This is a genomic window from Parabacteroides sp. PH5-46, from assembly GCF_029892785.1.
GTDB lineage: Bacteria > Bacteroidota > Bacteroidia > Bacteroidales > Tannerellaceae > DFXE01.
In genome coordinates this window covers 50,752-73,187 of sequence record NZ_JARXXA010000018.1, presented here as the reverse complement: position 1 = coordinate 73,187, position 22,436 = coordinate 50,752, and the positions used below count along the sequence as shown (strand labels likewise).

General features: G+C 42.8%; 13 protein-coding genes. 10 read left to right on the top strand and 3 right to left on the bottom strand.

The window, feature by feature from the left end:
* Nucleotides 1-155 precede the first annotated feature (155 nt).
* Nucleotides 156-2,039 (top strand): fimbria major subunit, encoded by a 1,884-nt coding sequence (locus M2470_RS15800; RefSeq protein ID WP_280745972.1) that lies wholly within the window; start codon nucleotides 156-158, stop codon nucleotides 2,037-2,039.
* Nucleotides 2,040-2,052: 13 nt separating this feature from the next.
* Complete coding sequence (locus tag M2470_RS15795) at nucleotides 2,053-8,466, top strand: hypothetical protein (RefSeq protein WP_280745971.1); 6,414 nt, start codon at nucleotides 2,053-2,055, stop codon at nucleotides 8,464-8,466.
* Between the two features lie 6 nt (nucleotides 8,467-8,472).
* Here the strand turns inward: M2470_RS15795 and M2470_RS15790 are convergent, their stop codons facing one another.
* Nucleotides 8,473-9,789 (bottom strand): ATP-binding protein, encoded by a 1,317-nt coding sequence (locus M2470_RS15790; protein WP_280745970.1) that lies wholly within the window; start codon nucleotides 9,787-9,789, stop codon nucleotides 8,473-8,475.
* Nucleotides 9,789-11,141 carry a sigma-54 dependent transcriptional regulator gene (locus tag M2470_RS15785; protein ID WP_280745969.1) on the bottom strand — a complete coding sequence of 451 codons (1,353 nt, stop codon included), beginning with the start codon at nucleotides 11,139-11,141 and terminating at the stop codon, nucleotides 9,789-9,791. Before M2470_RS15785 ends, M2470_RS15790 begins: the two co-directional genes overlap by 1 nt.
* 85 nt (nucleotides 11,142-11,226) lie before the next feature.
* On the opposite strand from M2470_RS15785, the gene M2470_RS15780 reads away from it, so the two are divergent.
* The 7 genes from M2470_RS15780 to M2470_RS15750 all read left to right on the top strand — a co-directional run bounded on the left by M2470_RS15780 (nucleotide 11,227) and on the right by M2470_RS15750 (nucleotide 20,234).
* Entirely contained in the window at nucleotides 11,227-11,928 is a 702-nt protein-coding gene (locus M2470_RS15780) for a glycoside hydrolase family 5 protein (protein ID WP_280745968.1), read from the top strand.
* Complete coding sequence (locus M2470_RS15775) at nucleotides 11,871-12,959, top strand: carbohydrate binding domain-containing protein (RefSeq protein ID WP_348524227.1); 1,089 nt, start codon at nucleotides 11,871-11,873, stop codon at nucleotides 12,957-12,959. Before M2470_RS15780 ends, M2470_RS15775 begins: the two co-directional genes overlap by 58 nt.
* A gap of 155 nt (nucleotides 12,960-13,114) precedes the next feature.
* The gene (locus M2470_RS15770; RefSeq protein WP_280745966.1) at nucleotides 13,115-14,386 is read left to right on the top strand and encodes a DUF4143 domain-containing protein; all 1,272 of its coding nucleotides are present in this window, start codon (nucleotides 13,115-13,117) and stop codon (nucleotides 14,384-14,386) included.
* 85 nt (nucleotides 14,387-14,471) lie between these two features.
* Nucleotides 14,472-14,906, top strand: a complete 435-nt coding sequence (locus M2470_RS15765; RefSeq protein ID WP_280745965.1) for a DUF6078 family protein — start codon at nucleotides 14,472-14,474, stop codon at nucleotides 14,904-14,906.
* Nucleotides 14,907-15,245: 339 nt separating this feature from the next.
* On the top strand, nucleotides 15,246-16,580 hold the full coding sequence (locus M2470_RS15760; RefSeq protein WP_280745964.1) for a TolC family protein: 1,335 nt from the start codon (nucleotides 15,246-15,248) through the stop codon (nucleotides 16,578-16,580).
* Between the two features lie 20 nt (nucleotides 16,581-16,600).
* Complete coding sequence (locus tag M2470_RS15755) at nucleotides 16,601-17,851, top strand: HlyD family efflux transporter periplasmic adaptor subunit (protein WP_280745963.1); 1,251 nt, start codon at nucleotides 16,601-16,603, stop codon at nucleotides 17,849-17,851.
* Between the two features lie 7 nt (nucleotides 17,852-17,858).
* Nucleotides 17,859-20,234, top strand: a complete 2,376-nt coding sequence (locus M2470_RS15750) for an FtsX-like permease family protein (RefSeq protein WP_280745962.1) — start codon at nucleotides 17,859-17,861, stop codon at nucleotides 20,232-20,234.
* On the opposite strand, the gene M2470_RS15745 is transcribed toward M2470_RS15750, so the two are convergent.
* On the bottom strand, nucleotides 20,221-21,540 hold the full coding sequence (locus M2470_RS15745; protein ID WP_280745961.1) for an MATE family efflux transporter: 1,320 nt from the start codon (nucleotides 21,538-21,540) through the stop codon (nucleotides 20,221-20,223). The genes M2470_RS15750 and M2470_RS15745 overlap by 14 nt on opposite strands.
* Before the next feature lie 409 nt (nucleotides 21,541-21,949).
* Here M2470_RS15745 and M2470_RS15740 point away from each other — a divergent pair, with 409 nt between their 5' ends.
* Nucleotides 21,950-22,435 (top strand): sigma-70 family RNA polymerase sigma factor, encoded by a 486-nt coding sequence (locus M2470_RS15740; protein WP_280745960.1) that lies wholly within the window; start codon nucleotides 21,950-21,952, stop codon nucleotides 22,433-22,435.
* Nucleotide 22,436: the final 1 nt, after the last annotated feature.

Genomic DNA, 22,436 nt, shown 5'->3' with positions numbered 1-22,436 from the left:
CGCACGCATGCGTTTTTTGCTTCACTGTAACTAACTGAAATGCACTATGATGTATTTTGGTTTTAATACTGTTTTATAAATAAAAAGAATACAATAAGGGTGGGTTCTGTTTGAGTGGTTTTCACGTATTTAAGCAGTATCTAAGAATAAAGGTAATGAAACATTTTCTGTATCATATAATTCTAATGGCAGGGATAGCTTTATTGCTAACTTCATGTACCGACGACCCACTGTTGGATGACAGTGAAGGGAGTGGTAATGTTGGTGGCAATGGAGACCATTTGTCCCTTACTATGAACTTGCCGCTATTAACCAAGGCTACCGGGGTTGATAAGGGAAGCAATGCAGAAATTATGATTGATGGAATACGTCTTGTACTCTATAAAGGAAATATAGTAGCACATTGCTGGGATTTGGATATACAGCTGAATGTCAATTCGAATGATATAAATGTTACCGGTAATGATCTCCGCACCCCTTGGAAAAAAACTGAAGATCATATTATTATTCAAACCAAAGCTAAAGAATTAAAGCCGGACAATTACAAAATGCTTATCATTATTAACCCAAACAACGCTATTAAAAGAATTACTGAAGAAGGAGGAGGATTACTATCTGCTATAGAAAATGGTACATTTGATGCAACAGTTACTACTAATATGTATCAAACAGTAAACAATGAAGCAGCCCATTTCCTGATGCTAAATCATCAGGGACTCATACAATTAACCAACAGCAACTTTTACGAATCTGCGGAAAAAGCAGAATACAACCCTGTTCAGATTAACGTAGAGCGTGCTGTTGCTAAAATAAGCAGTGAATACACCGGACCAACCACAGGTACTCGCTCTACAGCCGTAGCTGATTTCGGCCGGTTTGTGATGTTACTGGATTACAACAACCAACTGGCAGCACCTTGGGGTGATGATTACGACATACCCGAGGATTGCATTAAATGTCCTGTATATGGTTGCCCGGGATATTTTGACAGAGAAACAAAAAAATGCGACGCCAAACCGCATATCCATACATACGACGGATTAGGGCTTGTTACCGACCGGGTACGCTACATGGTGGCTACCGACCTGACATGGGAAGTAGACGTCGTTAATAAATCAAGCTACTGGCTCAGACATCTTACCAATATGGCAAATGGCACGATGGAAAAACAGGGTCAAATAGACAGAGAGAAGTCTTATGCCGAAGATCCAAACTTTACTTCCGCTTCAAATGCTAATTTTAGTTATATCACAAGTGAGGACGCACTTAATCCTGACGCGACAGATAGTAAAGCTAAAAGGCTGTCTCCACCTATATATACATATTCAGGATACTGGGGATGGACAACGGGAGATGATGCGCCGGTATACATTCCCGAAAACACAATGGTACAAAGCGAACAAAAGGGGGACCGGGTCACGCGGGTTATATTTAAAGCTATTCTTAAAAGAGAAGTATTCGGAAAAGACAAAACAAACGAAAAACCAACCAAAGTAGAACAAATGGGAGACTTCTTCGTATTTAAGGGTGGCGACAAAAATATTGAAGATTATAAGTATAACAACTATGATAAAAACAACAACACCTTCTACATCCTTCGTCCGGAAGATGTGAAAATATATGCATCGGCAACAACGACAGAAAACATTCATATATATCTTCGCGACGGTATACTGGACGCAATAGCAAAATTCAAACAAGACAACCCTTCTTTCAATTGGGATGATCTGAGTGCTAATACAAATCCGGCAACATCCGATAAGCTTTCTTTTTATAAAAATGGAGAGATGTTTTATGAAGCGCCGATTGAACACTTTCCCGTTGCTGAACCAGTAGTAAGTGTCGGTGGATACGGCCGCTTCGGTGTTGTACGTAATAACTGGTACAAACTGAATATCCAGAACATCGTTTCTATCGGAACGCCAACAATACCCCCGGTAAGCTCCGACTTAATAGAATCACCCTCTACCAGAAGTTCAACGCCCGAGACAAAAAGCAGTTCAAATTCCCTGATCAGGAATCAGTCAATTATATTCTAATAATCGAATGGTTATGAATAAAGTATTAAAAACAACGATATACCTCAAGCAAGTAAGAATCATGGTATTCTTACTAGGACTGTTATTGACAGGAGGACAGATGTTTGCACAGCAAGCTACTCTTGTAGAAGTCTTTATTGAAGATTTCGAAAGACCCGAATTCAGTGGTGAATATATACTACCGAACCCTGGAATATACGGGAGCTATTACGACTTCACCTATGCTACTGCTGTTCCAATGGCCTCAAATATAGGAGAATGTATCATTACAAAAAATTCCAATCAGGTTGGTCATGGCAACCCTAGTATATGGTCTCACCCTGACCATTCCGGAACCGGATATTATCTTTTTGCCGTTAAAGAAGCTGGTACTACTCCAAAAAAAATCTATGCTGCAACTGTTCCTTATGTAAGAAAAGGAGAAACGGTTAAGTTTGGTCTTTATTATGATGATGTGGATGGCGGGTATAATTTTGAAATACAGGCTACAGGAACAGGTCTTGGCGGTGCAACAAACACATCGGATAATTTTTATAATTCAGGTGGAGGATGGCAATTCTGGTCTTATTCCGCTACGGCTACGCAGGATGGAGAGATTACTTTCAGTATTGTGGATAAGTATGGATACTATGACAAATCTCACAAATTTGGGATAGACGACATTACCGTAACCATGAAAGCAATACAAATTGTATCACCCGCCTCTTTCACTACCTATACAAAAGTCAACACCCAGGTTGCCGTACCTTTTCAAGCAAAATATTATAATCCGTTGGGAAGCAATACTGATACATACACGTGGCAGAAATACAATGGCAGTTCGTGGATTACAGCTACCGGCACAGAAGTTGCTGAACCGGGAAATGCAACTTCTTTTACCACAAAGTTCACTCCAACAGCAGAGACAGTGGAAGGCTCTGTCAATTATCGACTTGCTGTTACTGCTGGTAGTGATACTTTCTATTCAGATATAATAACGGTAGAGTATATAGCGAACGAATACCTTTTTATGGAAAATTTTGGAGGAAATTGGCCCTCTACCGACCAGACAGATCCGGCTGGCGCTTCAGGCGACTGGTGGATTCAGGCGGGTTCGCAACCTACTATAACAACAGAATTCAGTTATGGACAACCCGATAAAGATGCTAGCAACAAGAATGAAATAAAACAAGCTTATGGGGAAATTCCGATTAAACTGGATGTAGATGGAGTCGCAAGATACGCAATCACCAAACTGGCCGGATGGCAACTGCCTCTTCCTGGTTATTCGGGTCAAGAATGGAAATGGGGACACGGAGATGGTAGCGGTAAAAAGGGGTTTGATGACCACACAATTCCTGGTGACAACTCAAGAGGATATTTTATGTACTCTTTAAATCCAACCAATGGTCAGAAGACAGTTTATGAAACTACGATTCCGGTTACAGAGGGGATGAAAGGAAAAAGCTTTGCGTTCAACGCATGGCAGGTCGCTCTTTGGGGAAGAGATGATGGTCTTACATACCAATTTAAGATGGAGGTAGAAAAACCGGGAAGCACACTAACTAGCTCCGCTGAGTTTGGGGTTAGCGACGGATGGGAAGAAAAAGAGTTGTTGTTTCACATACCAAGCAATTATTCGGAGAAGGAGAGTTACATCAAAATTCGCATATCATCTTTTGGCAACAATCTATGGCTTGGATTGGACGACATCTCTGTTACCGAACACGACACTCATGTAATCATTACCTCTCCTAATACGGAAAGTCATGTTGGTTCAAATGTTTCCTGCATGGTAAACTATAAATTCATCAGTTCTTCGATCAAGTATAAATGGCAAAAAAGTAATGATGGCAATGGATGGACAGATATTGCAGAAGCAAACGGTACGGCTGTAGGGATTAGCGGAAACTTTGCCACGAATATATCTTCTGTGGAAGATGGTTATTATTTCCGGATATTAATTACCACTAGTGATGATACGGATTTTACTGAAGCTATGGCTTCAGCACCTATACAACTGTTCCGAGATACCAACTACCTGATCAAAGAAGATTTTAAAGGCTGTGGCTCCACACAAAATTTCATTTATAAAGCAGACAATATATATGATATTCCGGGATATACATATACAGATGCTAATGCAGAAACGGTAAGGCCTAACCCTGGAAGCGGTTACTATATTATTACCAATCAAGTATATCTGAACTACTGGACAGACTCAGGAAGCTCTGTAGAAAGTACGACAGACTGGTATACCGATATAACGGATCATACCGGATGCAACGGATACTTTCTGCTGGTTCATGCCAGAAAACAAACCGAAGGCGAAACTATGAAATTTTATGAGACGACGCTTTCTGATCTATGTCCCGGCTCGAAACTATCGTTTAAAGCCTGGATTGCTGACTTGGAAAGGAATAAGAATACTACGCAAAAATTCAAATTTCTTGTAAGCTTCGATAACGGACACACGGAAGAATATATAACCGAAACGATCAGCGGAGGAAATAATGCTCCCTGGATACAATACGGACTTGACTTTTTTGTACCACAAGGTGTTACTACAGCCACGCTTTCCATTCTTGCAGAAGGAGACAGCTGGGACTGGGGTAAGGCTTTTGCAATGGATGACATTGAAATAAAGCAATTAAATCCTGTGCAAATAATCACACCTGATCAATCGGAAATCTCAATACTATCAGGCCAAACAGCATCACTTACGGGCTCTTATGCTTGCGGTGAATTAAGCGGCGACCTCACCTATCAATGGGAAAGCAGTCCTGATAGAGTTACCTGGACGGAAGCAGGAACTCCCACAAATGTAGCTAATGGAAATTTTGAAACAAACGAGTATACAACTACAGCCATTACATCTACTGTATATTACCGTCTGACAGTAAAAAGTGCATCCGCTTCGCTATCTTCCGAACCCTTAAAAATTGTCCCGACTACCATCTCTCCCAAAACCTATTTTGTATGTCCGGATAATATGACAGATGACCAAGCAACCAGAGACTACAGAAAAGGTGGTGGAAATGTTTTCCTGCCCGGAATGGTTAGTAAGGGAGAACCTGGTTACTTACCTTCATTGATATACCTGGAGGTTCCTGAAATAAACGGAATTATCTATAAATGGTACACCAGTGAAACTGCCGGAAGTCCGTTAACGGACCAGGACGAGTATGACAAAAATCAGAATTATACTTCTGGAACTGACGTTCAGGACCCTATATTAGTATCTGATGGAAAAACGCATACCATATCTATCCAGAACGAAAGAAATACGGAAGGAAAATTTGCAAATAGAACCTATTGGGTGGAAATCTGCGACAGTGATGGAAATCCTCTCCCTAATACAGTTAGAATACCATTCCACTTGGAACAAGGTTATCTTTGCGGAAGTATAAAAGCTATTGTGTCTACAGCCAATTCCCGTCGTATACACAGAGAAGACTTCGGAGGAACAAGCGACTCTGATCCAAAGATAAAGACAGATCCTCCTGCAAACATGATTATCGATTACGATCAGCACATTCTGGATGACCAAGAACTTCCTGAAGGTTCTTATCTGATATCCAAGGAAAGTCCAACATTAAATAACAGTGGCTGGAAAGCTATAGAAGATCATATTTACGAAGGTATTGCAAATGAAAAGCATGGATATCTGGTTGCTATTAATGCGAATGAAGAACCCGGGCGTTTCTATACATACCAGATGGACAATCTAGGTTCCTGCCGAAACATAGAAATGGTCTTTACGGGATGGTTTGCCAGCCCCGTGACTTGGAATGGTACTGAAAAAGCGAATCTTAAATTTACATTGACCGACACACATACCGGCTTGATATTAGCAGAATTTATCTCCGGAAACATGGTTGATGAAGAAAATAAATGGAGACAATTCGGATTCAGATTCTTTGTGCCGGACCAGGTTACCAGTATAAGCCTGGAGGTTGTAAATAACAACTTCGGTACAAGCGGAGGAAATGACGTTTTGATGGATGATATCGAAATCTATTTGGCAATGCCCCCTGTTACACTGGTTCCATCGCTTGACAGCTATATTTGTCAGGAAAATGCAGAAAACGCTTATGGTATTGCCACATTAGAAGGTTCCTATACAGACGACGGAACCTTAGGTGACTATTTGGATTATTGGTGGGAATTCAGGAAGGATGGAACCGATACCTGGGTACTTATACCCGGGACTAATAATAGTGTAAGTAACGGAGTAGTAACAACAGAAAATTCAATATATACCATAAGCAAATTTACAGATGCTAATAATGGCGACTATCGCCTGGTAGTTGGTCAGGCAGGAACATTCGGCAACAAGCTTAATTATGACTGTCTGGCTGTATCCGAACCTCGTAAATTAACATTCTCATCGACTGTAGCACCATTCCCTACACCATCACTGGAAGACAATACAACAGCCTTCTGTTATAACGATGTTGATGAGAACGGATATGTAACAATCACAAATAAAGATAATGGGACATATAGCCGTTTTTCATGGTTGCTTGATGGGGCAATTATTCAAAATTCCTCTTCTAAAGAGCTAAAACTTAAGCTGGAAGACTATGAGCCGGGTTATTACACCATATCTCTTACTGCATTTAACGAAGTCGAATGTTCGAATACATCCATACATCGGTTCCTTATATTTCCCAAAGTAACAACCTGGACGGGTAAAGGAGAGCTTAATAACTGGAACGACTTCAAGAACTGGGACAACGGAGTTCCGGGTGATTGTACTAATGCAATTATCCCAAATGCGTCGATAAGTGTTGACACAACTATCTTATTAGGGCATTATCCGAATCTGCTGAAGCCTACAGTCGAAACACTCAACGGGACAGATTACAAGACCAATCAGGATAATCTGAATAAACAACAACAGGCTATAAATGAAGAAAATACATTTTCTCTTCGTCCGGCTTGTGACAGCATCATGTTTAAAATGGGAGGAGGAGTAGCACGTACCGACTATTTGAAATACAGATTTGCCTATGTAGATTTGGATATTAAGCCGAACCGTTGGTATACGCTTTCTGCACCCTTGCGCTCCATGTACTCCGGCGACTACTTTATTATTGGAAATGTAGCCCGTCAGAATCCTACTGTATATATGATGAAATATAATGCAAAGAATCCGCAAACAAGTGATATTCCGGCAATAGCGGAAGGCGATTTTTCTAATCCCTTCAATACGCTTACCGAAGATTTGTATCCGGGATTAGGCTATGCTGTCTGGGTAGACGACGGGAAAACAGCAAGCGAAAAAGAAATACAACCTTTCCGCTTTCCCAAAGACAGCACGCAATATACGATGTGGAACTATCATGGGGTAGAGCTGGGCAAAACAGAATGGCTCAATCGTAGTTATAAAGGACGATTTACTTACGAACGGAATTTTACAGGTTCTTTGCCAAACACTGTAAATACAGCTAGCTTTGATGTTACTATAGAGACCGACAAAACCTCCTACTCAACAACCTTAGTAGGTAATCCGTTTATGTCGCATCTGAACTTTAGTAAGTTTGCAAGTGCAAATGGAATAACGGGCGGGTATTATATCTGGACTTCAGGAGAAACATTTGAAGCTATAAACCCAAGCCTATTCTCCAACGACCCGAACGAAATAGCCCCTATGCAAGCATTCATCATAAAAGCATTTAAGGATGATCTGACATTCACCTTCGATATGTCTGTTACAACGCTATCAGACGCGAACAATAACAATGTGTTACGCTCAACAAAGGCTTCTACAGAGAATACTGTACTACGGATGGACGTATTACGCGACAGTGTTGCTCAAAGTAATATCCGTTTGCGGTATATTCCATTGGAAGAGAACACGTATAGTGAACGGAAAGACATGTGGACGCTATTCTCAGAAGACGTAACCACTCCGGCCGTATTATATACTTTGTTGGATGGAAAAGCAGCTTCTATCCGCACATTAGGCGATCTGTCCAAACCGATAGAATTGGGTATCCGTACCTCTGAAAAGGGTAAGCTGACACTCCGTCTGTCTGGTATGGAAACCCTGGATATTTCGGAAAATATCTATCTGGAAGACAAACTTACCGGTAAAATTCATAACCTGAGAGACAATCCCGACTATACCTTCGAGAATGAAACAGGCAATGTGACAGGACGTCTTTTCCTAAGAATAGGAGATGCTACCATAGAAGAAGGTACACAGGGTGATTGGAATATACGGGTTACTACGTATAACAATACGATTGCAGTAAGCAGCTTGCCCAATGACCCGATTGAATCCGTAAGGATCTACTCCATACAAGGTAAATTACTGTATGAGAAGAAAGATATTAAACAAACCTCTTTCTCTGTACTTCCTTCGATTGAGAAACAAGTGATTATCGTTGCAGTTACCACCAATCAGCATCGGAAAAAGCAAAAGGTAATGATAAAATAAAGCATCTTAGGGGAACATCAACACAAATGTCGTTTGTTTCAATGCCGGAAGGCTCTTCAAGGTAATGCTGCCTCCTGACAGGCGCATGATCTGACGGGAAATAGACAGGCCGATACCGCTTCCGCTTTCTTTGGTAGTAAAGAACGGGATAAAGATGTGTTCCGCTTCTTCCGGAGGGATTGTCGGGCCATTATTGGTTACTTCTATGAATACGGCATCGTCTTCATTGCAATAGGCTTTTACTTCAATGCGGCCTTCTGCTTGTTCTTCTCCGATGGCCTGCATGGCATTCTTCAACAGATTGAGTACTACCTGGCTGATCAGGTTTTCATCGGCATATACAATCAGGTCTTCCGGTTGTACATCGATGGTAATCCTGATATTCGGGTAATGGTTTTGGTGGGTAGCCAGCTGTACCATCCGATCGGCAAACTTCTGCACATAAAACAAGGAAGGATGTGGCTCGGGGATATGTGTAAACTTACGGTATGACTCCACAAAGGAGATAAGCCCTTTTCCGGTAGCACTGATCACTTCCAGCCCATTGCGTATTTCATTATTGGCATCTCCGTGGATGGATAGCAAGGTATCACTCAGGGAAGTAACAGGAGTAATGGAGTTCATGATTTCATGCGTCAATACCCTTGTCAGCCGGATCCACGAATCGATTTCTTTTTCGTCCAACTCACTGTTAATATCGTTTACAGCTATGATACGGACATGCTTGTCCTGCAAGGTCATCTCCGATACCCGGATGGAAAGATGTACCATGCCCCGCTCGTTGGTAAATGATATCTGTTGCTTCGTTCCGGGCTGAATATTTGTAATCAGCTCCGCCAGCCCTTCATCGATCTTCCGGAGTTGTTTGGCATGAGTAAAGACAGCAAGTCCCAGCAGCCGCAAGGCTTCGTTATTTGTCTGATAGATATAGCCATTATCGTCTACAACAATAATACCGGTGGTAATACTATTCATGATCAACTCGTAGTATTTCTCTTTCTGGGCAGCATCTGCTTTGGCCTGGAATAGTATTTTGGTAATGCGGTTTAAGGACTTATTGACCAGTTTATCATTGGAAAAGCGCCCGCTGGTGGCATATTTGAAGGCATAATCGGCATTATCGATGGCATCAAACATAAAGGCAACCTTTTGTGCATTCCGCCTGTAGAGTCTGCGCATGAGTTGCAGAAAGAACAGCCAGAAGGTCAGGACAACAGCAAACCATACCCATTCTTCAGCCAATGCCAGGTAGGTAGCAGTTACCGTAAGTATCAGCAAGGAAGAAAGGCGGAACGTAAGACTGTCGATAAACCCTTTAATCATTACAATTCGTATCGTTTAATCTTATTATATAATGTCTGGCGAGAAATGCCCAGTTGGCTGGCTACCAGCGAAAGGTTGCCATTATGCTTATCAAGAGCATGCTTTATCATATTGTACTCCATTTCTTCCAGAGTAGTTGCTTCTTTTGTCTGTAATTCTTTCTTACGAGGGAAATCAAAGCTATCAGCATCCAAGGTATTGCCATCGCTGATAATCACGGCTTTTTCCACCGTATGTTGCAATTCGCGAATATTACCAAACCAAGGCTGAGCTTTTAGTTTCTCTTTGGCATTACTTGTCAGTTGCAAAGTCGGTTTGGTGTACATATTGGCATAATGGACAAAGAATATCTCCGTAAGAGGAACGATGTCTTCCGAGCGTTCGCGCAAGGGCGGAATCTCTACATGTATCGTATTCATACGGTATAGTAGGTCTTCCCTGAACTGCTCTTTCAGAACCATATCCTGTAAATCCCGGTTGGTAGCCGATATCAGGCGGATATTAACAGGTATGGGCGTATTACTACCCACCCGCACGATACTGCGGCTCTGCAAGGCTGTTAGGAGTTTGGACTGAAGATGGTATGGCAGGTTTCCTATTTCATCAAGGAAGAGCGTACCATTGTTGGCAGCTTCAAATTTACCCGGACGGTCTGCCCGCGCATCGGTAAACGCTCCTTTCACATGGCCGAACAGCTCGCTTTCAAACAGTGTTTCGGTGATCGCTCCCATGTCAACCGGCACCAGGGCTTCCTTCTTTCTGTTAGACAGTAAATGAATCTCCCTTGCCAGCATTTCTTTTCCTGTACCGTTCTCACCGGTTATCAGGATATTAGCATCTGTCTGGGCAACTTTCTCTATCAGCGAACGGAGTTGCTGCATAGCATTGCTTTCTCCCCAGAACATACCGCTTTCCTTGGATACAACCTGCTTTGAAGTGGGAATCGTTGTTCCTTTCTTTTTGGCAATTGTTAGTTCATAGGCATGCTGTATGGTTTCAAGCAACTTTGTATTATCCCAGGGCTTTACGATAAAGTCTGCCGCTCCTTCCTTTATTCCGCGAACGGCCAGATCTATATCTGCATAAGCCGTAAAAAGGACTACTTGCATGGAGGGATCTGTCTTCTTTATTTCCGCCAGCCAGAATAATCCCTCGTTTCCGGTGTTGATCCCTGCCGAGAAGTTCATATCAAGCAAGACAACATCTACCGTTTCTTCATGCAGGGTAGTCTTGATCTGATTGGGAGAAGTTAGAGTTATAACCTTTTGAAAATAAGCTTCCAGCAGCATACGCACAGCCGCTAATATTGCCTTATTGTCATCTACCACTAAAATGGTTCCCTTTTTTGCCATGTATATAATTCTTTTTACAAATGTATGAGAATTATACATATATTTGAACCTACGAACCACTAATATTACTTTAATTTTATCAGTTATGAGAAAAATCACATGTATTTGTCTTAGCCTAATACTCAGTATTTCAGCATTCTCACAAGAGAGAAAACATGCTTTTGAGCTAAATCAGCGCTTAGGCAGAGGTATCAATATGGGAAATGCTTTTGAGGCTCCGTCCGAGAACGCCTGGGGCAACCCCTGGAAAGCTGAATATTTCAAAATGATGGCCGATTTGGGATTTACGCATGTACGTATACCCATTCGCTGGGAACCGGCAGACCGGAGTATGGCAAACGCTCCCTATACCATCTCCGACACCTTTATGGAGCGGATTAAAACGGTTGTAGACGAAGCCCTTAAAAACAAATTACACATCATCATCAACATGCATCATCACGAGGCGCTGATCGCTAATCCTGCCGGACAAAAAGAGCGCTTCCTGTCGCAATGGGAGCAGATTTCCGACTACTTTAAAGCGTATCCCGACAGCTTATTGTTTGAGGTATTGAATGAACCGAATGCCGCTATGACTCCTGCCTTGTGGAATCAGTATGCGGCTGATGCATTAGGCGTTATCAGACAAACCAATCCGGACAGAGTAGTGCTGATTGGGACTGCCGAATGGGGCGGAATCGGCGGATTAAGTCAGCTACAATTACCTAATGATGAAAATATTATGTTACAATTCATTATTACAACCCCTTTGAATTCACGCATCAGGGAGCCGATTGGTCTGATATGAAAGATGTAAAAGGTGTGAAATGGAATGATTCTGAGTCGGAACGTGAAACCGTTCAGCAGGATTTCCATATGGTACAAACATTTGCGGCAGACAACAAGGTTCCTGTCCATATAGGTGAATTCGGGGCTTACAGTGCGGCTGATATCGACTCCCGAGCCCGTTGGACCACCTATCTGGCGCGTTGGTTTGAAGAACAAGGCTTCAGTTGGGCTTACTGGGAATTCAGTGCCGGTTTCGGTATTTACGACCCTGTAGGCAAAACCTATCTCACTCCTTTGGTAAATGCCCTGTTACACAATCCCATGCCCGAACCTGCAACCACAGAAGTAAGCTCCGTTTACGAAAGCAATTTCCAGAATAACACAGATGGCTGGGTACTCCAAACCCAGTCCAATACCACTGCAACACAGAGTATTGCCAATAATAAACTGCTTACAGAAGTATCAACAGCCGGTACCGATGGCTGGCATATCCAACTGGTGAAAAATGACATTCCACTGGAAAAAAACCAGCTATACCGCTTCTCTTTCAAAGCCTCCTCTACCAAGCCATACGAAGTCACTAATTATATCGGACGAAATGCTGATCCCTGGGATGCCTACAGCGGCTACAACCAGGCATCTGTAACAGCAGAAGAAACTACCTTTACATACGTTTTTACCATGAATGGAAGCGGCGATCCGGCAGCCCGCCTTGCCTTCGACCTGGGGACGATAAGCGTCTCCGCAACCCTCTCGCTAAGCGACATCAAACTGGAAAAACTACAAATCAATCCCGTAGGAACAGAAAAAGCCGCCAAAGCAGAAGCTATAACCCACTATTTCAGCCCCGATCAAAGCCACCTATACCTACTGAACAATAAGGCCTTCACACGTGCCTCCGTTTATTCACTATCCGGCAGCCTCATTACAAAAGCCCCTTTAACCCAAGAACTAAACGAACTAAACAGCAGTCAATGGCCATCCGGAGCCTACCTCCTCCTCCTGGAAAGCAAAAACAGCAAGCAATCCCTCAAAATCTGGAAAAAGTAAAAACAGGCTTAGTCTTGATATCAAGAATTGCCAAAGTCGGAAACAAAAACCTGCCAAAGTCGGAAATAAAAGTTCGACAAAGTCGGAAATAAAAACTTGCCAAAATCGGAAATAACAGTATCTTTGTCTTGTCAAATCAAGTTAAGATATCGATTATGGACAATGCCAAAGAATATTTACCTCGACTTTGCGATATCGAATTGCGCAAGGCACTCGAATCCTCCGGAGCGGTTCTGGTAGAAGGAGCGAAATGGTGTGGAAAAACCCGCACAGCATCCAATGCGGCAAAGAGCACTCTGTATATGCAAGATCCGGACAATGCAGCTTCATACCAAGCAATGGCAGACACAAAGCCATCCCTACTACTTAAAGGAGAAACACCCCGATTGATTGACGAATGGCAAATGGCTCCTGTGCTGTGGGATGCGATACGCTTTGAGGTAGATAAACGAAATGATGTCGGACAATTTATATTGACCGGTTCTGCTGTTCCTTCTGATAATGTAACAGCCCACACAGGAACCGGTCGCATATCGCGGATGTTAATGCGCCCTATGAGTCTGTATGAATCTTTAGAGTCTAACGGAAGTGTGTCTTTAGCCGATATTTTTGCAGGAAAATACGATATTGAAGCTGTTTCTGAATTAACAATCGAGAAAATAGCTTTCGCTCTTTGCCGGGGAGGTTGGCCTGCTTCAGTGAATAGGAATGCTCAAACAGCTTTGAGGATGGCAACGGATTATGTGGAAGCGGTTATCAATCATGATGTCTCTCGTGTAGACAATGTAGATAAAGACCCAAACAGGGTTCGCCTTTTATTACGTTCATTGGCCAGGAATATTTCCACGATGGCTACCAATCAGACTATTCGTGATGATATAGAGGCGACAGACGACATCATATCTGACAGAACAATATACTCTTACCTGAATGCGCTACGACGTATTTACGTAGTTGAAGATTTACAGGCATGGTCTCCTTCCTTGCGTTCAAAAACGACCATCCGGACTTCCGCGAAACGGCAATTTGTCGATCCTTCGATTGCAACTGCCGTTATGAGGATCAACCCAGAAAGAATATTAAAAGATTTCGAAACATTTGGATTTCTCTTTGAGTCCCTCTGTGTCCGGGATATGCGTATTTATGCCCAAATAAACGATGGAGATGTATTTCACTATCATGATAAAAGCGGATTAGAGGCTGACATGGTCGTAGTTTTACGTGATGGCCGTTGGGGAGCTATAGAAGTGAAATTGGGTAATAAACAAACAGAAATTGCGGCTGAAAACCTGTTGAAATTGAAAAATAAGATAGATACGAAAAAAATGGGCGAACCCTCTTTCTTGATGGTGATAACAGGCGGACAGTTTGCATACCGTCGCGAAGATGGAGTTTTGATCATCCCTTTAGGATGTTTGAAGGATTAATTAATCCGGTATATCCTATGTTTTCTACCTAAAAAAAACGTATATTTGTAGGGAAAGAGACTCTCACAATCAAAGACTTAAAGTTATGGAAAAAGATTCTAACTATCAGCAGGCGCCGTATAGCTACCTCCGCTGCCTGCAGGCGCAGTGTCCACGTGCTGCCGAGTGTTTACGTTTTCAGGCTGCCAGCCATGCAAGCGTCAAAACTACCTCCTTTTTTGTGGTAAATCCAATCTACATTGCAGGCAAGGAAAAAGAATGCCCACATTTCCAGGAAGACCGTTTAGAGTGTTTCGCGCTTGGTATTACACAGCTTTATGATGCAATCCCGTATGTAAAAGTACTTAAAATCAGAAGAATGTTACAATTCTATTTGCACCGGAGTACCTATTACCGCATCAAAACAAAGAAGCGTTATATACATCCTGAAGAACAGTCACTTATTCGTGATATATTTCGGAAAGAAGGGATAAAGGAGGAACCCGTCTTCGACGAACTCGTTTACAAATACGATTGGTAGTCAGACACTTGCGAGTTTCACTGTTTTTCATAGTGTGAAACTAAAAGTTTCACTCAGGGTGATCCTCAAGGATCACTGCGATGATCTTCAAGTATCACCGCAGTGATCTTTTAAGATCACTCGAGTGAAACTTTCAGTTTCACGAAGATAAAAAAGATGGAACTTACGATTTTCTTCATATAAAAGTGGATTTAAGGTTTGTTGTGTCTAAATATTTTACAGGGGTGTCTAAATATTTGACACTCTATCTTTAGCTGTTTTTCATAAACCATTGACAAACAAATATTTTTTTCGTTTGGCATACCGTTTGTACCGGTATTGACAGAAAATTACAGGACAATGAAAAAGATACTTTTATACACAACACTCTTCCTGGGGCTGGCTTCGTCAGCAATCGCCCAGGAAAAGTTATGGACGATGGAAGAGTGCATGCAATATGCCGTTGATAACAGCCCGACCGTAAGAAAACAAATACATACGCATGATACCTACAAGGCAGAGTACAACTCGTCTATCGGTTCGTTCTTCCCTTCGCTGACAGCGGGTGTTTCCGGCCAGTACAACTTCGGTCGTGCCCTTGACCCGGAAACGAATATCTATACCAATACCACTACCTTTAATAACTACTACGAAGGATATGCCTCCTTACCTATCTTTAACGGGGGACAATTAGTGAACCAATTCCGCCTGGCCAAATCGAACCGCCAGATGGGAATGAACGACATACAAAAAGCCAAAGACGACCTGGCTTTAAACACTCTGGAAGCTTACGTAAATGTAGTGTACTACCAGGGAACCGTGCAATATGCCAGCGAAAAACTGGAAGAAAGCAAACGGGTACTTTATAAAGCAAAACGCGAAGAAGAGCTGGGTCTGAAAGGAAAAGCCGATGTAGCTCAGATAGAAGCACAAACTGCCGGAGACGACTACAACCTGACTCGTCAGCAGAACCTCTACACCACAGCCTTGCTCAAACTGAAAGAATATATGAACTATCCATACGACGAGGAACTGAAGATAGATACTACAGCTCTTGTAACGGATTATCTGTTTGAGTTTGAATCTATAGACGATATATTTACCTCTGCCCAGGAAAGCAATCCTACGGCTCTGCAGGCAGAGTATCAGCTAAAGGCTTCCAAGCTAAACCTCTTGATACAGAAAGGAAAGCTATTTCCTACGATCTCTGTTTCAGCCGGTATTTATACTAGTTACTATGAGAATCTGAAGTCGGAAACAGCTCCGGTAGCCTTCCGCTCCCAGTTCAAGAACAACCGGGGGGAGTATATCTCCTTCAACCTGAGACTCCCGCTCTTCAATGGCTTGTCTAAGCTTACAGAGGTACGCCGCGCCCGCAACAATATGCGCATTGCCCAGGAACAACAGACGGAAGTATTAAGACAGCTTCAAACCGCCATCGAGCAATCGGTAGCAGACCGGGAAGGCTTTGCCAAAGAGAGCATCCAGATGGAAAAGAAACTGAAATCGGACGAAATAGCCTATCAGGTAACAGTCCGCAAATTTGAAGAAGGCCTGATGAGTCCGCTGGACTTACAAACCAGCTCCAACACCTTGATAGAATCAAAGGCCAACCTTCTGCAAAGAAGGCTGATGTACCTACTCAAATGCAAACAAGTAGACTACTACAAAGGCCAACCTTTGATCAATCGTTAATCGTTAAAAATTAATATAAGATGGACATACAATTAGAAAAGAAGAAAGGGATTCGTAAAAAACATATTCCTTATATCGCGGGAGGCGCGTTGTTTCTGCTGCTGCTTGGCTGGATTATCTTTGGCGACCACTCGTCTACCCTGAAGATAGATGCACGGGGAATCAGTATTGGTGCTGCTAAGCAGGACTTATTTCATGACTTTGTACGTGTAGACGGGCAAGTGCAACCGATTACCGTTGTACAGCTAAGCCCCCAAGAGGGAGGTATCGTAGAGGAAAAGGTGATAGAAGAAGGCTCGCAAGTAAGCAAAGGCGATGTAATTGTACGACTGAGTAATTCGCAATTAGACTTGCAAATCCTCTCGGCAGAAGCCGAACTGGCCGAAAAGCAGAACTTCTTACGTAATACGCAAGTAGCTATGGAACAAGATAAGTTGAACAACCAGAACGAGCAACTATCGCTTGAGCTGGAAACCACCCGCAAGCGCCGCGCGTTCCAGCAACAGGAGCAGCTCTACAAAGAAAACCTCATCGCAAAAGAAGAATATCTTCAGGCAAAAGAAGACTATGACCTGGCCATCAAAAAATATGAATTAATCAGCGCGCGCCTGCTCCAGGACTCTATTATGAGAACCGTGCAGATAGACCAGATGGAAGACAACCTGGCCAATATGCGCAAAAACGTGCTATTGGTACGTCAGCGGAAAGAGAACCTGAATATCCGCTCACAGATTAACGGCGAGCTGGGTCTGCTGGATGTTGTTCTGGGACAGAACATCTCTCCCGGACAGAAGATAGGACAAGTAAACGACCTTTCCGATTATAAAATAGAAGCGCTGATAGACGAGCACTACATCGACCGGGTACGCACGGGGCTAAGCGCCACATTCGAACGTCAGGGAGCCAGCTATGGGCTTATCGTCAGGAAGGTATTCCCCGAAGTGCGCGAAGGCAAGTTCCGTACCGAATTTGTATTTACCGGCGAACGTCCGGAAAACATCCGTAGCGGACAGACCTACTACATCAATCTGGAACTGGGACAGCCTGCCGAGGGTATCCTCATACCGAAGGGTACATTCTTCCAGAGCACAGGTGGAAGCTGGATCTTCGTACTGGATGCCGACGGAAAGAAGGCCTATCGCCGCAATATCCGCATCGGACGCCAGAACCCGCAGTACTACGAAGTATTGGAAGGCCTGGAAGCCGGAGAAAAAGTAATTGTTTCCAGCTACGAAAGCTATAAAGATAACCAAGTATTGATTCTTGAATAACTGAATTATGATGAACTTAAAACGATTATTCCGTTCTTTCTTTAAGAGAGGGAAGAACAATCTGATAAAAATCATATCCTTGAGTATTGGGCTGGCTTTGGGGCTGGTACTCATTGCCAAGGTTTATTTTGAACAATCGTACAACGATTTCTTTCCGGATAATGACAGGATCTATCAGGTTATTTCTAACTATTCTACAACAGAAGGAAACAAGGCGTATCCTCAGACACCGGGAGCAGTTGCCGTAGGTATGAAAACGGAATTGCCGGAAATAGAAGTAGCCACACGTTATACCTGGTTGGCATTTGAAACCGTGATGGTTACACCCGACAAGAAGAAATATACCGGCAATGTTATATTAGGCGATTCCTGCTTGTTTGACGTATTTCCGCGCCCGGTACTGGCCGGAGACGTAAAAGAGGTACTGTCCCGCCCCATGTATATAATGATATCCCGGAAGATAGCCGAGAAAATGGGAGGAATTAACCAGGCGATAGGACAAACGTTCACTTTTGACAGCAGGCCGGGAAAACCTGTAACCGTTGGGGGCGTGTTCGAAGATATGCCGAACAACTCCCATCTGAGTTATGACGTAATTGTATCCATGCCATCTATCAGCCAATTTATGTGGGACGGTACGATGAACTGGCTGGGGAACGACCGCTATATGGCCTATGTAAAGCTATTGCCGGGGGTGAAACCGGAAGTCTTGGAACCTGGGATTGAAAAGATGAAAGAGAAATACCTGCCACTGGAAGAACTGGAGAAATCGGGAATCGATATAGGCTGGGACTTTAAGCCTTTATTGGAAATTCATGTTGGCGATGAAGAAACCAAGCGTATGACGCTGATATTGTCTCTTCTGGCTATCGCCCTATTGTTTACAGCCGTGATGAACTATGTGTTGATCGTTATCTCATCCTTGGTAAACCGCTCGAAAGAGATGGCCGTAAACAAATGCTACGGAGCTTCCGAGAAGAATATCTATCTCCGGATGCTGTCCGAAACATTGCTGGATATTGTGGTCTCGTCAGCAGTGGCGATTCTTCTTATCTTCGTTTTCCGGGGTACGATATTGTCTTTGTTAAATACGACTGTAAGCGACTTATTTACGCTCAAAAGCATCCTTCTACTGATAGGTGTCTGTGTATTTGTATTTTTCGTGGCAGCACTTATCCCGGGGCATCTGTATGCCCGGATACCGGTAGCTGTAGCCTTCCGCAACTTTACGGAAAGCAAGCGGTATTGGAAGCTGGGTTTGTTGTTTATTCAGTTTATAGCGGCGGGGCTGTTTGTTACTTTGCTGGTTATTATAGGTCGTCAGTACGACTTCATGCTGAATAAAAATCCCGGATACACATACAATAACCTGGCCTATTGCAGCCTGTCGGGCGTAGATTCGGAACTGAGGCAGAAAGCCTTGGACGAAACCCTCCGCCTGTCGGAAGTAGCGGAAGTATCTAGTTGTAGCCAGCTATTCTTTGATTTTGCTTCGGGCAATAATATACGCCTGCCCAATGGTGAACAGGAGTTATTTAATATTGCCGACCAGTATGCGGTAGGAAATGGCTACCTCAAACTGATGGAAGTACCCATTATCGAAGGCCGCTCCTTCATCGAGAACACCCCTTCTTCCAAAGAAGTGATGGTAAGCCGTAGCTTTATTGATAAAATCTCAAAGCATGTAGACTGGCCGGATGGCGTGGTAGGTAAGAACATCTATATCTCCGAACATAGCCGAGGCTTGAACGACACCTACACCATCTGTGGTGTGTACGAAGAGGTGTGTATGGGGATCATCGGACACCAAGATACTCGGGCTTCTGTTATGTTTTACAATGAAAAGCCTTCTTCGTATCTGATAATCAAATTTCACGAACAAACAGCGGAAGCCCTTGAAAAAGTGTCTGATATGCTGACAGCATTACTCCCCGACAAAGATATTCAAGTCTATTCGTATGCCGGAGAAATGAGAGGCAAATACAGCGATTCGGAGAAATTCAGGGATTCTGTACTGATAGGTGGCATCGTTACCTTACTGATCTGCCTGATAGGACTGATAGGCTATACCAACGACGAGATGAACCGCCGCAAGAAAGAAACTGCCATCCGCAAAGTAAATGGAGCTACAACAGTTGATATCCTGCGACTGTTCATCAAAGACATTAGCTGGATGGCCGTCCCCGCTATCACTCTGGGATGTATGATTGCCTACTTCATTGCAAACACCTGGTTGGATAATTTTGCCGATAAGGCAGAGCTAACAATCTTCCTCTTCGTAGGCTGTGCCATTGCTGTATTCATCATCATCCTGGCTGCCGTTATCATCAACTGCTACCAAGCAGCCAATGAAAACCCGGCCGAGAGCGTTAAAAGCGAATAAGGAATGAAGAGTTCCGTCTGAGATATGCTAATGACAATAATAGCAGTACGAGTACATATAATTGTTCGGCAGTCCAATATACCGCAAGTGGAATATTGGGAGAGCGGGATAATATGAACAGATAGAGCAGATAGACCGTTATATTTATCATCTGAAACAGGAATGCTATCTTCGTATTACCCGTGCCGATCATCGTATTGCAATAGGTGTAGGCAGGAACGGAAATAATAAACGTGGATAGCATTACGCAGAATGGATAAAACGCTGTCTGAATTACTGCTATGTCATTCGTAAATAGCCCCAACAGGCTATCCGAAAAGATAAAAGCCAGTAATAGAAGCGGAATCCCTATCGCATAATCCAGATTGATGACACGCCGACAGGTCTGCATAACTTGTTCCGATTTCTTTGCTCCGATAAGATTACTTACCAATGAGATAGTAGTGGTTGCAAACGAACTAACAATCACAAAGAAAAGCATGGAAATACTTCTGACTACATTTGCAGAGGCCAGTTCGCATTCCCCTAAATGCTCAATTGCTACAAAGAACAGGAACCAGGGAGCGATACAGAAGAATTGCCTGATCATCGTCCAAACGGATATACTAAGCAGATGCAAGGATAGCTTCAAGTCGAACACCGCACGTATTCCGTATCGCTTTTTATCTACGTATTTCCACATATAAATAAGGAGGAATACTAAGCCAATCAATCCTGCAAGGGAAGAAGCGATAGCAGCTCCGCTGATTTCCAATCGGGGAAACCCTGCCTTGCCGAAAATCAGCAGATAGTTGAACACAATGTTGCACACTACCATCACGATGGAGTTGGCTGTAAGAATTTTGGTGTAGGTAGTCCCGATAAAAAAGGCGCGGATTGCCAACAAAGGGAAAGCAAACAGGAAGCTGTAATCCCGCCACTCGATATAGCGCACAGTTGCCTGATATACATTGTCAGAAGTAATCAGCAAACGAAGCAAAGCGGGAGAAAACAGCTTTGATAATGCGAAAACAACAATAGAAAATAGGGATAAAAAGATTAAAGCCTGATAGAATACCCTGCCGACTTCCGCATACCTCTCCTCCCCGTTCCGTCTGGCAATAACAACTTGTGCTCCAAGACTGAACCCAAATCCGAGCATATAAATGGCGGAGTAATACATAGCTGCCAATGCAGACGCTCCTAAATCTATTTGGCTGACACGCCCCAGGAAAATGGAATCCGTCAAATTAATCAACTGTTCCATGAGTAGGCTCACCATAATGGGCAGGTTGATGAACCATATCTGTTTATATGTATAATTCATTTGTCTTTTATGAAATTAATTAAACTCTGTGGGAAATACAAGCATAGCAAGTTAATGCCGGAGAGAAACTCCCCGACAAACCTGAAGCTGAATAGCTATATACAGAGTTGCCACTTCATAAATTAGACAATCAATTGAATTACATCTGCAAAGATAAGTATATTATTGAAAAACCTTGCTTATTTTTCAGCAGCTCACCTATATGATCGGAGCGGCTCACCTTGGTGAACTGGTTGGCTCACCAAGGTGAGCTGCATCGTTCACCCTTGTGAACCGATTAATATATCGGCATTAAAGGGCGAAAGCAAGAGTTTAAAAAAATTTATTTATGCTGTGATTTTTAATGTTAACTTGCATCTAATACTTATAAAGAATGGATTAAGCGGTAATGCTTACATAATAAGTGGAGATGGAGAACAACGATTTAGAAAATGAATTTATAGCACTTATTGAGCAAAACAATGGTGTTATTTATCGAGTAGCAACATTTTATACGGATGAGGACAATCCGGTGGGAGACCTTTATCAGGATATCATTATCAATCTTTGGAAAGGGTATCCGTCTTTCCGGAACGAATGTAAACTATCAACCTGGATATACAGGGTTGCGCTCAATACTTGTCTGGCTATTTATCGTAGGAAAAAACGAAAGCTTTCTTTTGTTGAAATGAACTGGGACATTCCTATACCGGATGAAGATAATGAGATAATTAATGAACTGTATGTATTGATCAACCGCCTGCAAAGGGTAGAACGTGCGTTAGTTCTCCTTTACCTGGAGGATAAATCGTATAAGGAAATTTCGGATATCACAGGGCTATCGGTTACGAACGTAGCAACCAAGCTTTCGCGGATAAAAGAAAAGCTAAAACAAATGAATACTAATAATTTATAAT